Source organism: Paraburkholderia phymatum (genome assembly GCF_040965635.1).
In the GTDB taxonomy this organism is placed as follows: Bacteria; Pseudomonadota; Gammaproteobacteria; order Burkholderiales; family Burkholderiaceae; genus Paraburkholderia; species Paraburkholderia phymatum_B.
In genome coordinates this window covers 1-13,783 of sequence record NZ_JBFRCH010000066.1, presented here as the reverse complement: position 1 = coordinate 13,783, position 13,783 = coordinate 1, and the positions used below count along the sequence as shown (strand labels likewise).

The following is a 13,783-nucleotide window of genomic DNA, read 5'->3' as shown; positions in this document are numbered from 1 at the left end:
GCCCTGATCGACGAAGTGCTGCAGGCATACCCCGAAAAGATGGCCAAGCGCCGCGCCAAGCATCTGGGTTCCTTTGAACAGGGCAAGCTCGACTGTGGGGTGAAATCGAACATCAAATCGCTGCCCGCTGTAATGGTCGGGCGACGGCATACTAACTGAACTCGATAACACGCTTGCATCTATTGAAACAGTCCGATTCCGTTGCAATTGGCCGTTTGCTCAAGCGTATACGATCACCAACATCATTCGGGATTGGTTCGTGGCCAACATGGACGAAGCGGCGCGCAAGCAGGTGCGCATACGGCAGTAGTACCTGCCCGTGGAAGTCGGCTTCATGCCGCGCGGCTAACGTTCGAGCAGGCGTTGGTCAACTTCGCTTGAAGATGAAGAAGGACCATGCTGACGGGCAGGTGCGATGAAGTGCCATTGCAGCATTGCTCACGCTGCCGGCTTCAACCACCGTCACGAACGTACACAGTAGCGCGCTGTTGATATCCGCAATCATCAATTTCCCTCATGCACGCATAAAGATTTCCAGCTTATACCACGCATACACCTGCGGTTAGTATCCTCTCTTCACTCACGCGAGAAATATGGATGAGCGGGGAATTGAACGCAAACCAAGCCAAATACGCGTTGTCGAGAGCGTCCGTGTTGTTCTCGCACGCGATCGCGCCGATGTTCGCCGTCGCGTCGATGTGCAGCATTCAACTCGGCGCCGCACTATCGCTGTCCACGACGATAAGACACAGTACCATTAGCATAACTTGGTTGCGGCTGTGCTTCGCAGCGGTAGTGCTCGCGGTCATCGCGCGACCGCCGCTGCACACGTATTCTCGCCAGCACTGGGGAGCCGCGGCCGCGCTTGGCAGTGCGGCCGCGTGTATGACGCTATGCTTCTTCGAGGCAGTGCGGCGTGTGCCGCTTGTGTTTGCAGTGGCAGTCAGCTTCCTTGGGCCGGTCGCGGTCGCGACATTCGGCGAGCGCAGACTCAGAAGGTTGATGTGGCCGGTGTTCGCAGTCGCTGGCGTGCTATTGCTAGCTCGGCAGGACGGCATGTGGGTAGTGAGCCCCATTGACTTGGTCTTCCCGATTGGATCGGCACTCGGCTGGGTCGTACACATCGTGTTAAAGAAGCGCGTCGGCATGCTGTTTGACGAGCTGGAAGGGCTTTCTGCGTCCCTGATCGCCGCTGCTGTCGTTACCGGACCATTCGGTATTCTGTTGAGCGGTGGCCATTTGCCTATGGGGCAACTCGTCAATGCCGCGTACATTGCAGTCTTGGTGCCGATCGTCCCCTACGTACTTAAACTAATCGCACTGCGTCGGATGAACGCATCCGCATTCGGTGTCGTGATGTGCACCGAGCCTGCGATCGCGGCGGCGATCGGCTGCCTCGTACTTGCACAGCCGATAGGCAGATCCCAGTTCATTGGAACGTTGTGCGTTGTTGGCGCATGCATCGGTGCAGTGGTAGGCGGTATCCGTGCTCACTCGCCTCCACGGAGTCGCGTGTGACTGCGAATCTCCCGATGGACGACCTGCGTGGCGAGCCGTACGTGCTGTGGCATGCCATGGACGAACACCGAACTGGACGTGTTGCTGCAAAAGCGGCGCGACAACGCTGCAGCCGCGCCTTTCTTCAAGCAGGTGTCTCGCTCCAGTCCGCCCCCACAAGATCGTCACCGCAGCTACCTGCGGTCAACGCAGACGCTCCAACGTTTGCTCGCATCGGAGGATTGGACGGGCGTGAGAGCTTGGCTTGAGAATTAATATGAAATGCGTATTTTCTATGATAGATAAGCCCATATGCAAAGCTATCGCAAGGCACATCGGTGATGTTTATCGATGGGTAATTTCGGCCTTGTTAATCAATATTACGAACTAACCTAATGATACAGAAGAAAAGTTTTTTGATTTTTATACTTGCGCTTGGCGTATCAGTTCATACGTTGGCGGCAACGGTCGAAAGCTGCCCTTCTCCGGCCCGGATCAAGATGACAGCGGGCCTGTACTCGGCGCGAACCGGTGATAACGAAGATGAATGGCTGGGTATTGCGCCAGCAGGTGGCGGAGGTAATATCAGGCAATTTAACGCCGCCACGTTTTATCCAGCGCAAGATGATGACGTACCGCGAGGATCATTAGCCAAGTGCTCCTATGAACTTGACAAAGGTACGGTAGACTTACGATATAAACCTAATTCGCTTACGGAACCGGTTGTCGCGTTGGAGGGTAATACCGTGTGGCATCGGAAAGAAGGCCCGTTTGACGTTATCTACTATGAATGCACTGCCCCAACCGCTTCGGGTTGCAAATTCACCATCGTCCGAAGCCGGGGTGACGCCTTTCCTTCTGGAAAGGCGTCGTAGGAGACGAACCATCTCGGCGCTCTCACGTTCTTCCTTCCCAATTCGGCCGGTACGCCCAGTGTTAGGTGACGGGCGCATTGACGGAGATTTCCCTGGTCGCTCGACCGGTATCGGGCACCGAGGAGCGACTTGAGGACTTTGCAGTCCCATGCCGCCCCTGTTGTGCACAGTGTCGGCTGGCGGCGAGAGCTGGCGCTGGGACGCGTATGGGACGTGCTACGCTCGACGTTTCGGCTCAGGGCATGTGCTACCAATCTGGGACTGTGACCTCATGTCGTTTGCTCACTGGCGAACCGATGCTGGGGCCGTCGTCTCCAGTCTCAATGTCGTTGGCGGAAGTCAACCAATAGGAGTAGCAGAATTGGAAATGAAGAAGAATATTGGGCCCGTTGTGACTCGGCATGCCGTGACACTTGCATTAGCTATATGCCTCGTGGCAGGCTGCTCCCCCGGCATTGGAGCGCAGCAGGATGCGTTCGTGCCGCTTGTGCGTAGCATGGCGGACCGCCTTAACACCGCTGACCAGGTCGCTCTTAGCAAGTGGGACACTGATCAACCCGTCTACGACCGTCAGCGGGAAGCGCAAGTTATTACAAATGCGGCGACGATCGCGTCTGAGCACGGGCTAACTCCGGAGGATGCGATAAACATTTTCTCGGACCAGATTGAAGCCAACAAAGAAGTCCAGTACGCGCTGCTCAACAACTGGAGACGTCAAGGCAATGCTCCCGCAACGCCGCGCCAGAGCTTACCAAGTGTCATCCGACCAATTCTAGATAAGCTACAAGTCTCTATCATGGAGAATCTGCAGAGCGTGGCACCTCTGCGCAGCATTGCAGATTGCCATGCACAGGTTGCATCGGCAGTGGGGCAAGTAGCTCAACAAGCGTCGCTTGATGTCCTTCATCGCGCGGCGCTCGATCGTTCGGTCGCACGGGTATGTGTCAAATCTTGACTTTCCGACGAATCTGAAAACGCACAAACGCCCATTTGAATGGATACCCTATTCGAGTCGGCGCTGAATAAAACGTTTTGTCCGTTGTCGTCGTTAGACGACGGGCGTGTCTGATCGACAGGAACGAACAACGCGAGAAGGACGGAAGACGCAAAAAATCCGTAGCGTTCCCTCGGTCACCGCCCTTGGCTCCACCCACTCCGCAGCCGGTTTCCCGACCTTGTTCGTAGGCTTCTTCGCTACTACGGCGGAGTCTGACTCTCACGTCCGTACATTCTCGGCTTCGGCTCCTCATCTTCCCCGACGCGTACCTGACCAATACCGCTACAGCGCCAGGTCAGACGTGAGTTCTCCCTGTTCCTTTGCAAGGCGCTCGCGTGCATGCCAGGTTCTACGACCACGCCGGATCGGCATGCACTCGCGATGTCGCGCCCGCTCGTATTGCCTTCCACCTACTGTGGAGCGCGTCGGCATCCGGGGTAAAACGATTTCGTGGCTCCATGGCTGGCCTACACATTCCCCTGCCGACGCTTCGCCGACCTCCTCGCGGACGCCCGCGCACGGCTCGGGGGCGATGTGGCTCGGATGCCTTCATAGTAGTGGACTCTCACCACCTACACCTCGGGTTCTCCACCCATAGCCGGACGATCCCTTCGTCAGACAGGTCGAACGCGTGCTGCAGATACAGCAGGCCCGCGATCAACCGGGGGGAAGTCGCGGGCCGCCGCCCCTTACGCGACACGAAGCTTTCGCTCATCGCCACGCCCAGTCGATCCCAGTTGACCAACTCGGCTAGGCGAACCAGCAGATGCTTCAAATTGATCTGCTTACGCAGCGGCTGCCGGTAGAAATCTCCCTCCGTCACAGGCGTCTTGGGACCCATCCGCACCTCATCAGGGTTCGCAGGATTTAGGCGTTAATATGCCAGGTCGCTGCAATTGCTACAATGCCATTTCAGCTGAATGTGCCCACCGCGCAAGGCTTTCCCGATTCAGCAAGCCGACCTACCCACCCCCGTGTCCAATCGAAGCTATGAAGGAAGCGTGCGATTCCACCGCTGCGCAGTTCAGGGCGCCTCGACGCGGTTAGCTTCTCTCGAATCCTCTGGTCAACTCCCAATCCGTTATACGGCGATCATATTCGAGTTGCTCCCACTGAGCCGCATGCACGTAATGATTGATGACAGTGTCGCCAAAAACCTCGCGTAGCCATGTCGAGTTTGACGCTGCAGTGATTGCTTCTCGCAATGTTTTGGGAATTTCAGGCAACTCGCCATCGAGATACGCGTCGCCGATCAGTGGACCCGGTAGTTCAAGTTTGTGATCGATGCCCGCGAGGCCAGCCGCGATTAGTCCAGCGAAGGCGAGATATGGATTGAGATCCGCGCCTCCAATTCGACATTCGACCCGGACGGCATTAGAGCCTTCGCCGCAAACGCGAAAACCAGCAGTTCTGTTATCAGGACTCCATACTGTTCTCGTCGGGGCGAAGCTCCCTTTTTGAAATCGCTTATACGAGTTAACGTACGGTGCTAGAAACAGCGTAATGTCTCTTGAATACCTCAAAAGCCCCGCGAGATAATAACGCATAAGATCCGACATGCCATAAGGCGAACTCTTCTCAAAAAAAAGCGGCGTTCCCTCCAGTGTCCACAGGGACGAATGAATATGGCACGACGATCCCGCAAGCCCGTAGTTCCACTTCGCCATATACGTAATCGCTTTCTTCTGCTGCGAAGCAATCTCTTTGCTGCCGTGCTTGATGAGTGTATGTTGATCTGCCATCATCAAAGGGTCGGCATAATGTACGTTAATCTCTCCTTGACCAGCGCCCCATTCTCCTTTTGAGCATTCGATTGCAATTCCTGCTTCATGCAATCCATTCCTTATCGGGCGCATGACAGATTCTTGGCGCGTCGTCGACAAGATATGGTAATCATGACTGTATGTTCCACATGTCGTCAGGTCGCGGTATTTCTTTACCGACGTTTCCTCGTAGGTCTCATTGAACAGGTAGAACTCAAGCTCCGATGCGAAACAGGCACTCATTCCCCTCTCCGTCAGGCGGTTAAGCTGTTTCTGCAGGATCTGCCTCGGCGAATGCGCAACCGGCTGGCCGCTCTGATCTAGAACATCGCAAATTACCAATGCAGTTCCTTCCAGCCATGGAAGCCGCCGTAACGTCGAAAGATCAGGCTTTAGCACGAAATCGCCATACCCCGCTGCCCAACTGGCGCTGGCGTAGCCGGCGACCGGTTCCATCTCCATATCGTTGGCCAACAAGTAATTGCAGGCGTGCGTTTCCAGGTAGCCGCTTTTAACAAAAAAGTCGCCGTGAAATCGCTTCCCAATAAGACGACCTTGCATGTCAACCATGCAGACGAGCACAGTATCAATAACACCAGAAGCAATCGCCTGTTTCAATGCGTCAAATTTAAGACCCATACTTCACATCCTTAGTAATTTTTCCGCGCAAATCAATTTCATCGAAATAGAAAATCGATCATCAAAAAATCTCAGCGAAGCGTATTAAAACCAGCCTTGTATATCTGGCTAATCCAATTTCCGAATAAGAGATGCGCATGACTGCGCCAGCAATTTTTTGGTCGCAGGGTTTCACAATCGTCTGGAAAATAATTCTTTGGTAAATTTGTGTGCCGACCGATTGATCGATCACGAAAATATTCATCCGCTAGAGTCTGTGAGTCGTACTCGATATGATTGAAGATGTGTAGTGAATGATGCTTCGGGTCATCAAGAAGGCACAGCCCCGTCTCTGGCGATTCGATGAGTACGGATATACCACTGCTCGAAGGAATGTCCGTGCTTCTCATTTCTGTCCACCGAGAAACCGGAATACACAAATCATCGGAAAAACCCTGCAGATAAGGTGACGTGGACTCCAAGCTATGGTGTCTGAAAATGCCGAAAGCCTTCTCCGTCAGAGCGTACTTCGGCAAACCGTGAAAATGATGCAACGCCGCTTGCGCTGCCCAGCAAATGTTAAAGCAACTGCGAGCGTTGGTTTGTGTCCAGTTTAGAATTTCGATAAATTCCTTCCAGTATGCGACTTGCTCGAACGGAATCGACTCAACCGGCGCGCCTGTAATGATGAACCCATCAAAGACCTGTTCCATTACGTCGATCCAATCTCTATAGAAGGTCGTCAGATGGCTCACGGGTGTATTTTTTGGCGAGTGACTGGTGATTTTTATAAGCGTAAGGTCGACCAGTATAGGTGTTGCGCCGAGCAGGCGTGCAATCTGAATCTCCGTCTCGATTTTGTTGGGCATGAGATTTAGTAAACCAACGTGCAAAGGCCGGTCGCGCGGGCGCAATATACTGTCGCCCTCCATCACTGTGATGCCTTCTGTCTGCAGCACAGTCCCAGCGGGCAATCCTTTCGGCACTTTAATAGGCATGGATCTACAGTCTCCCTTTCAATCTAGACGGCGCGCGGAATTGTAAATAGCACTCAGACAGAGGCATGCGGAATCCTGAGCGAGATTAAAGGAGCAAACCAAGTGCGATGCATGCGTACAGTGCACCTGTTATTTTTTCCAACAAGGATTTGTTCTTGAAGGCGATGCTCGCTCGATGCGCAATAAACATATAAGTACTATAGACCGCAACCGAGATGATGGTCGCGGCAACACCCATCGAAACTGCTTGAGTGGAGTACGAGCCATACGGGTTGATAAAGCTCGGATATGTAAGCAGTGTGGCTATCCACCCTTTAGGGTTGGCCAAAGAGACTACGAGTGAATCGGCAAACATCTGTTTCGAGTTCCAATTCGTCGTTTCTTCATCGCTTGAAGTCGAATTTCCACAGAAAGTAATAATGGCTAGATATACAAGATATATCGCACCCATCCACCGTAAATATTTCAACACCCATTGGTTATCGCGGATAAAAAAGCCCACGCCCGATAACACGACTGCCGCATGAATTGCCGCACCGATTCCGAATCCGACGGCTCCTGGAATTGCAATTTTTAATCCGTGTTTAAGAGTTTGCGCGACCGCAAACGCGACGTTCGGTCCCGGCAAAACTACTGCAGCAGTAAACGCGAGGAGAAACAAAGCGAACAAATGAAAATCCATTGACACCGCCAATTCTGTTTAAATATTGCCGAATGGAAGGAACAGCGGCCTGAGGATCTGACCTCGATCGCTATTTTTTGCATCGCTGCGCCATGTAGGCGTCGCAGGCGCGCCCGAATGCTTCGAAAATATTTTGGCTCGCGTTATCCCTAGTAGCGTGCCATTCAGGATGCCACTGAAGCCCGAGTTGAAATGTTGGTGAATTTCTATATGAAAGCGCCTCTACAATATCATCATCTGCGACTGCTTCCACTTGAATACCTTTTCCCAGCGTGGCAATGCCTTGCTTATGCAGCGAATTAACTTGTAGCTCCCCGTTCTTGACAACCGACGACAGCAATCCACCGGGAGCGATTTTCACGGAGTGAACAGGTAGATACTGCTCGTCGCGAGGCAGGTTTGCGTTTTCTGAATGCGTGATTCCCTTGTGTGACGACGACAAATCTTCGTGCAGCGTGCCGTTTCTATAAACGTTCATCTCCTGCAAGCCACGGCAGATCCCCAATACGGGCATCTGAAGCTCTCCGGCTACCGTCAATGCGACCCACGACAACCGGTCTCGCGGACGATCGATCTCGCCGGGGACAACATCGTCTTCGGTGCGCGCCCATACGCGCTCGTTCATGCACAAGATATCGGGATCGAGATCGGATTCGTCGCCCGTCAGCACAAGCCCGTCGAGACGGCGCATCGCTTCACGAAATGTGCGAATAGTCGCCTCCGATGGACGATCTCCGTCTATCGTCGGTAAAATGACGCACTCGACCGAAGCGTACTCCGTCAGCGCCTCGATATAGCGCCGCCGTAACCAGTCGCGATGGACTCCGTCGCAAAGGTGGCGATTTGCGGTAACCCCAACAACGGCGCAACCCATAGGACGATGCTTATCCATCGTTACGCTCGCTCCTCGCCCGGCAGGCGCTCAAGCTGAGCCTCGTACAGCCGCCGGTTCCGCTCAAGCAGTTGACTGATGACACTTGGCTGCCCATTGGGGCCGCGAGCGAAGAGTCCTCCCCATGAATCGGCAATCTCGGCATATTGCGGATCGCGTAGCCTGATCTTTTGTGCCCGCTTCAGGTGCCAGAAGGGGATGCCCGGCGAGAGGTGATGTTCCAGATGATATTCATCAAGGTTGGCGCCGAACAGCAGCCGCTCGATCAGGTTGCCTTTGCGATTGCGTGTCAGATAGACATCGTCGGTTTCGGTCTCGCACATTGGAGAATGTTCCGCAAGTTCGATGAACCAGCCCAATGCCTGAAAGGTGGTCAGATAAGGAACCAGCCAGAACAACACGAGCATACCAACCGATTTCGCCTGAATGAAGCCGAGAATAACGACCAGCCAGAACAGTGCGAATCCGTAAGTATCGATGGCAGATCCCAGCCTATCGATGTCCTTCTGACCTTCGCGTGAAATGAGAAACCGGTTGTTCCATAGATATTTTAGGTAGCGTAACGTCGCACCGCCCAGCATCGCCTTCCAGATAACGGAAAACGCGTATTTGCGTGGATGGCGGACGTCATATACGCCCGACGATATGAAGAACTTCAGGTCAGGATCTTTCTCCGGGTCGCCGAGATGAGGATGATGCAGATGAACATGAGAGTAGCGATATGCCCAATGACGCTGAAGAAGAGGATATGCTGCAAAAACAATTCCGAGAAAATAGTTCCAGCGGGTGTTTTTTGCGAGTGTCCGATGTGCTGCGTCATGGGCGATCGTCGTCAGCCCACGTTGTTGCGCGCCAATTATTAGCACTGCGATAGGGTACAGCCACCACGTAATTCGTACAGTCGCGTAAGCACACGCCAGAATGACCAAATAGTCCTTCAGAATATAAAGTGCGCCAGTGATGTTATCAGGCTTCAATTCAGACAACTCACGGGTAATGTCGCGCGAGAAGCGAGAGGTCCTGAATCGTTTGCCTCGCAGTTGCCACGCTTCACAAATTTCCATGATTAAATCTCCCTCCGTGAAAGATCGATGTCAGACGGCGTCCAGTCCTTGTTGAATATCCGCGACGATATCGTCTACGTTCTCGATGCCGACACACAGGCGGATGGACCCATCGAAAATACCGGCGGCCTCACGCTGCTCTTTTGGCACAGTCGTGTGAGTTGTCGAGACTGGATGTGTGACCAATGTTCGCGCATCACCCACGTTTGATACGTGGTACATGAGCTCGATGTTGGTGATGAATCTGCGTCCGGCTGCTTCATCGGCCAGTTCGAACATGATGATTGCGCCATAACCGACACGCGTGTCAATCAACTCGTCAACAAGCTCGCGTTCGTATCCACAGGTTAGCGATGGATATGACACACGCTTGACCTTCGGATGCTTTATCAAGAACCCGGCAACGGCCAACGCATTCTCACAATGCCGTTGCATGCGAAGATGAAGTGTCTCGAGCCCTTGAATCAACTGAAAACTGGAGAACGGACTAATCGCGGCACCGGTGTCACGGAGCCACGTCATCCGCGCCTTCAGCAAATAGGGACTTGCGCCAAGATCGCCAAGTTTAAGAACAGCCTCTTTCCAGAGGATGCCGCCATGCGCTTCGTCCGGTTCGTTAAACAACGGGAATCGGACTGTATCATCGAACGCGAAGCGCCCGTTATCAACGATCAATCCGCCAAGCGTCGTCCCGTGGCCGCATAGATACTTCGTCGCGGAATATGTGGAGATGCTCGCGCCCAAAGAGGCGGGACGGCAGAGCAAAGGAGTTGTGGTATTGTCAACGATGATAGGAACCCCATGCCGTTTTCCAATCTCCGCGAGCGCCGGGATAGGCAAAGGGACAAGACACGGGTTCGAAAACGCCTCTCCGAATATTGCAATGGTTCTGTCATCGGTCAGCAATTCGAAAGACGATATATTCTTTGGATCTGCGCATCGCGCCTCGATACCCAACCGTTTAAATGTATTGAAGAGGAGATTCCACGAATTGCCATACAAATACTTCGATGCAACTACGTTATCGCCTGGCTTTCCGCTGCACAGGTTGGCGATGGCAAGAAAGGTTGCGGCCTGTCCAGAAGCTACCGCAAGAGAGTCGCTTGCACTCTCCACTGCGGCAAATCGCTTTTCGAGAATACGCGTCGTCGGGTTGATGATCCTGCTATACGTAAACCCATCTTCCTTGGCGTTGTAAATTCCGGCAATCTTTTCCAGATCACCTTCAAGCTCATAGGCTGTTGATTGGTAAATGGGCACCGAAACAGCCTTTGTCACCGGATCATGGCGATAGCTAGCATAAAGAAGTGCTGTTTCTCTGGACATCTGTTCACTGGCATTGCTTCTCGACATATCACAAGACCTTTTCCAAAACTCGTTTTTTTGACGCCGGCAAGTGTTTTCTAATGTCTCGATTGGCATCGAAGAAATCCTGAAACGCGATTTCCAACAGGCGAATCCACATCGGATCGATGCATCCCATACAACCAATCCTGAAACTGCGGGTCTGAGAATGCAACTTTGTATAGATGTAGAGGTTGTAGTCCACCAGATGGGCGTACAGCGCGTCGAGGTCTTTTTGGGTACGAATGACATTAGGTGCGGTAAGGGCAAGGCATACCGGCGACCGTATACTCGCGTTTAAAAGAGGAGAGGCGTACGGCGCGGTTGCGCCGATGATCGCGTCACGTACAGAGCGGTAACGCTCACCGCGGCGAAAGACGCCCTCGATGGTCAGTCGCTCAAGTGCTTTGGCGCAAGCCTGGATGACATGTGTTGGAGGAGTGGAGCGCCATTCACCGGATTTCTCAAAACTATTCCATTGGTCTCGAACATCCAGCACGAAAGAATTCATATGTTTAACGTTGCTATTAAGCAACTCCAATGAAGCGATTACAAACGACACACCCGGTGGACCTTCAATGCATTTATTGCTAGAAGTGACAAGGACGTCAAATTGCACCTGCTTGGCGTTAATCTCCACCGCACCGAAGGAACTCATTGCATCTATGATCGTTCTTACGCCGCGCTTCTTTGCTAGTTCTACTATCGGTCCGATCGGATTAATGACGCCTGTGGTGGTTTCGCAATGCACGAAGCACAAATGCGTTATCGTGGGATTCCTTCTCAGATATTCAGCAATTTGGGATGTTGAAAGTGGCTCATCACAGGGAGCAGTCATGCTGACAACATGTACACCACGGAGTTGCAGCATTTTTAGAATCCGCTCACCGTAAATTCCATTGATGCAGACGAGAGGCCGATCGGAAGGCGCAACAAAGGAAGCCAACGCGGCTTCGATGCCGTAGGATCCACCGCCTTGCATCGGGATCACCGAGTAGGCGTCTTTACCGTCAACTAAATCAACTATTATATTTCTTACCTGATCCGTTATCGTCTTGAAACACCCGTCACGCGAGCCGACGTCATATTGCATCTGCGCCCTGACCTCATCGCTCAACGTCAATGGTCCCGGCGTCAGCAAGAAATGATGCTTTACAGTCATGTATAACACTCCGCGATCGAAGATGATTATGTGAAGGCGTGAACGGTATATTCAGGCATTCTTAAGTGCATGCCACGTGACACATATTCCACCGCATTTGTTACCGTATTGGCCGTGTCTCAGCCTTCACGAGACCGTTTGATTTATCGATACGCCACCTTCCACGCGTTACCCCAGCCAGATACATATTCGGTGCGTTCGCTTCTACGCTGAGTTACGGTCATCGTCGACTCTGTTCATTGCGGGTCCTTCAAAAGTCATGTCATTCGCGCGAAGATCAGTGTTCCGCCATGCGGGGCGAAATGCAATTTGAGCCAACGACATGCGATGAACTCATCCGAACCAAACCAAACTACTTATCATCAGTTGCCGCAAACGGCGCGCCGACGAAACGCGCACAGAACCCGCAAGCGCCGCCATCACCTACCATCTTGACCCGCCCCATATCCGTTGTTGCTCATCTTGCCACAGCGAGACACGTTGTTAACATGAATATTTCTGATGCAGTTCTAACGATTTTTAATAGCCACACTCATTATCAATCATTGATGGAGTAGTTACCGTTACACAAAAATTACATACGATTCCAAATATGAAACCAACCTTAATCCGATTTCTTTATCCACATGATGACGCACAGATTGAGTGAATTTTCTCGGCGCAAAACTCATGCACAACTGGACTCGGTTTTTGCATTGAAATGCATATTTCTATAGGACTACTTGACAGATGAATTTTTCTCTAACGTGTTGCATGCCCACTCCCTCATTTTTCGCTCGTGGTCGAATTGATGGTAGAGAGTGTGACCATTGACGACTTCGGAAGATGTCGGGAGCTGGTAGCGTGTCCGCGGTGAAGCAGTCGCCGAGTATCTGTTTCACCGGGCCGGGAACAGCCGTCAACTAAGAAAGCGGCGCATCCCGCGGATTGCGAGACCTCAAGCGCGAGCTTGCTTTACTTACAAACGTTGACAGTACTTCTCGCTCAACCGGCACCTGCTGCGCGTTTCGCTCTATTGCAAGAAATTCGGTCAACGCTTTGCCACATCGCATTTGTTCATTAAGCGAGCGAGGATCCGTCGACCGATTTCTGTTCCATTACCACTTACTCTGACGTCCGCCTGAATACCGCAAGGCAATATCAAAGTAGTTGTGACATTGACTAAGCAGAAGCGAGCGTCATATCAGTCCGTCTTCCCCGTCACGCGCCGGGCTTCTACAGTGACGGGGAGCGCGGTATCAGGTGCCATTTCGGGCAGCTCCAGCTGCCAGCCATTGGCCAGCGTAATGATCCCACCCCATATATGTGCGCGCGCAACAGAAACGATCGGCTCCTCAAGATCTTTCTTCGGGACGTAAGCGGTCAATGCTCCTCGTCTATCCCTCCGGATCGTCACTTTCACGTCTGAAGCTCCTCAGTCTGTGTGGCAAACTTATGCTGCATGCCCCATGGTCTTCGAGTAACAAGGAGAGCGGACGTCGAAGCTCTCGGGCACGTGTGCCGTGCCACGCAGCAACTCATCGACAGTCATGGACCTAGCTAGCCTTCATCGGATAACAGCCATGTTGATGCAAGCGCGATTTCTTCGTCAGTGCAACGGGCAATCCCCGTCGAACGCGACGATTTCTCCGAGCGATCCGGCCGTCACGAGACACTCACCTTCGCTCCGGTCGGGATATCCGCCATAGTTGTGGAGGTCGTCCAGAGCAGCGACGTATATTCGCCACCGATACGCCGGCAGGGAGTGAAATGCGAGCGACGAGCCCTTGGCCCGCTCGCCCAGACAGGCGAGCACGTCATCGGGAAGATGGTCGAGCGTGCACAGTTCCTTCGCCCGCATGCCGACCTTGCGGTCTGTTTCAACGAAATGAACCGCGTAGATGTAAAACCG

12 protein-coding genes and 1 pseudogene are annotated in these 13,783 nt (G+C 52.9%); 3 read left to right on the top strand and 10 right to left on the bottom strand.

Annotation, left to right across the window (positions count from 1 at the left end; translation table 11 throughout):
- Positions 1-597 precede the first annotated feature (597 nt).
- The 3 genes from AB4Y32_RS39680 (at position 598) to AB4Y32_RS39670 (ending at position 3,327) form a co-directional block, all read left to right on the top strand.
- On the top strand, positions 598-1,518 hold the full coding sequence (locus AB4Y32_RS39680; protein ID WP_342937803.1) for an EamA family transporter: 921 nt from the start codon (positions 598-600) through the stop codon (positions 1,516-1,518).
- A gap of 374 nt (positions 1,519-1,892) precedes the next feature.
- Complete coding sequence (locus tag AB4Y32_RS39675) at positions 1,893-2,372, top strand: DUF3757 domain-containing protein (RefSeq protein WP_368726466.1); 480 nt, start codon at positions 1,893-1,895, stop codon at positions 2,370-2,372.
- Positions 2,373-2,739: 367 nt separating this feature from the next.
- On the top strand, positions 2,740-3,327 hold the full coding sequence (locus AB4Y32_RS39670; protein WP_368726467.1) for a chorismate mutase: 588 nt from the start codon (positions 2,740-2,742) through the stop codon (positions 3,325-3,327).
- Positions 3,328-3,949: 622 nt separating this feature from the next.
- Here the strand turns inward: AB4Y32_RS39670 and AB4Y32_RS39665 are convergent.
- The 10 genes and pseudogenes from AB4Y32_RS39665 to AB4Y32_RS39620 all read right to left on the bottom strand — a co-directional run.
- Positions 3,950-4,210: pseudogene (locus AB4Y32_RS39665) on the bottom strand (IS5/IS1182 family transposase); the annotation flags it as partial.
- 202 nt (positions 4,211-4,412) lie between these two features.
- Positions 4,413-5,771 carry a glutamine synthetase family protein gene (locus tag AB4Y32_RS39660; protein ID WP_368726465.1) on the bottom strand — a complete coding sequence of 453 codons (1,359 nt, stop codon included), beginning with the start codon at positions 5,769-5,771 and terminating at the stop codon, positions 4,413-4,415.
- A 71-nt stretch (positions 5,772-5,842) separates the two neighbouring features.
- Positions 5,843-6,748: a homoserine O-succinyltransferase gene (locus AB4Y32_RS39655; protein ID WP_368726464.1), complete on the bottom strand. Its 906-nt coding sequence runs from the start codon at positions 6,746-6,748 to the stop codon at positions 5,843-5,845.
- An 85-nt stretch (positions 6,749-6,833) separates the two neighbouring features.
- A complete protein-coding gene (locus tag AB4Y32_RS39650; protein ID WP_342937721.1) occupies positions 6,834-7,430 on the bottom strand; it encodes a LysE family translocator in 597 nt (198 codons plus the stop codon).
- 70 nt (positions 7,431-7,500) lie between these two features.
- Positions 7,501-8,322 carry a gamma-glutamyl-gamma-aminobutyrate hydrolase family protein gene (locus AB4Y32_RS39645; protein WP_342937722.1) on the bottom strand — a complete coding sequence of 274 codons (822 nt, stop codon included), beginning with the start codon at positions 8,320-8,322 and terminating at the stop codon, positions 7,501-7,503.
- Between the two features lie 2 nt (positions 8,323-8,324).
- The gene (locus AB4Y32_RS39640; RefSeq protein ID WP_368726463.1) at positions 8,325-9,386 is read right to left on the bottom strand and encodes a fatty acid desaturase; all 1,062 of its coding nucleotides are present in this window, start codon (positions 9,384-9,386) and stop codon (positions 8,325-8,327) included.
- 30 nt (positions 9,387-9,416) lie between these two features.
- Positions 9,417-10,808 (bottom strand): O-acetylhomoserine aminocarboxypropyltransferase/cysteine synthase family protein, encoded by a 1,392-nt coding sequence (locus AB4Y32_RS39635; RefSeq protein WP_368726462.1) that lies wholly within the window; start codon positions 10,806-10,808, stop codon positions 9,417-9,419.
- Positions 10,741-11,892 (bottom strand): 2-aminoethylphosphonate--pyruvate transaminase, encoded by a 1,152-nt coding sequence (locus AB4Y32_RS39630; protein WP_342945317.1) that lies wholly within the window; start codon positions 11,890-11,892, stop codon positions 10,741-10,743. Before AB4Y32_RS39630 ends, AB4Y32_RS39635 begins: the two co-directional genes overlap by 68 nt.
- 1,183 nt (positions 11,893-13,075) lie before the next feature.
- Complete coding sequence (gene nifT, locus AB4Y32_RS39625; RefSeq protein WP_368726461.1) at positions 13,076-13,294, bottom strand: putative nitrogen fixation protein NifT; 219 nt, start codon at positions 13,292-13,294, stop codon at positions 13,076-13,078.
- Between the two features lie 186 nt (positions 13,295-13,480).
- On the bottom strand, positions 13,481-13,783 hold a 303-nt coding region (locus AB4Y32_RS39620), incomplete at its 5' end, for a nitrogen fixation protein NifZ (protein ID WP_368726460.1).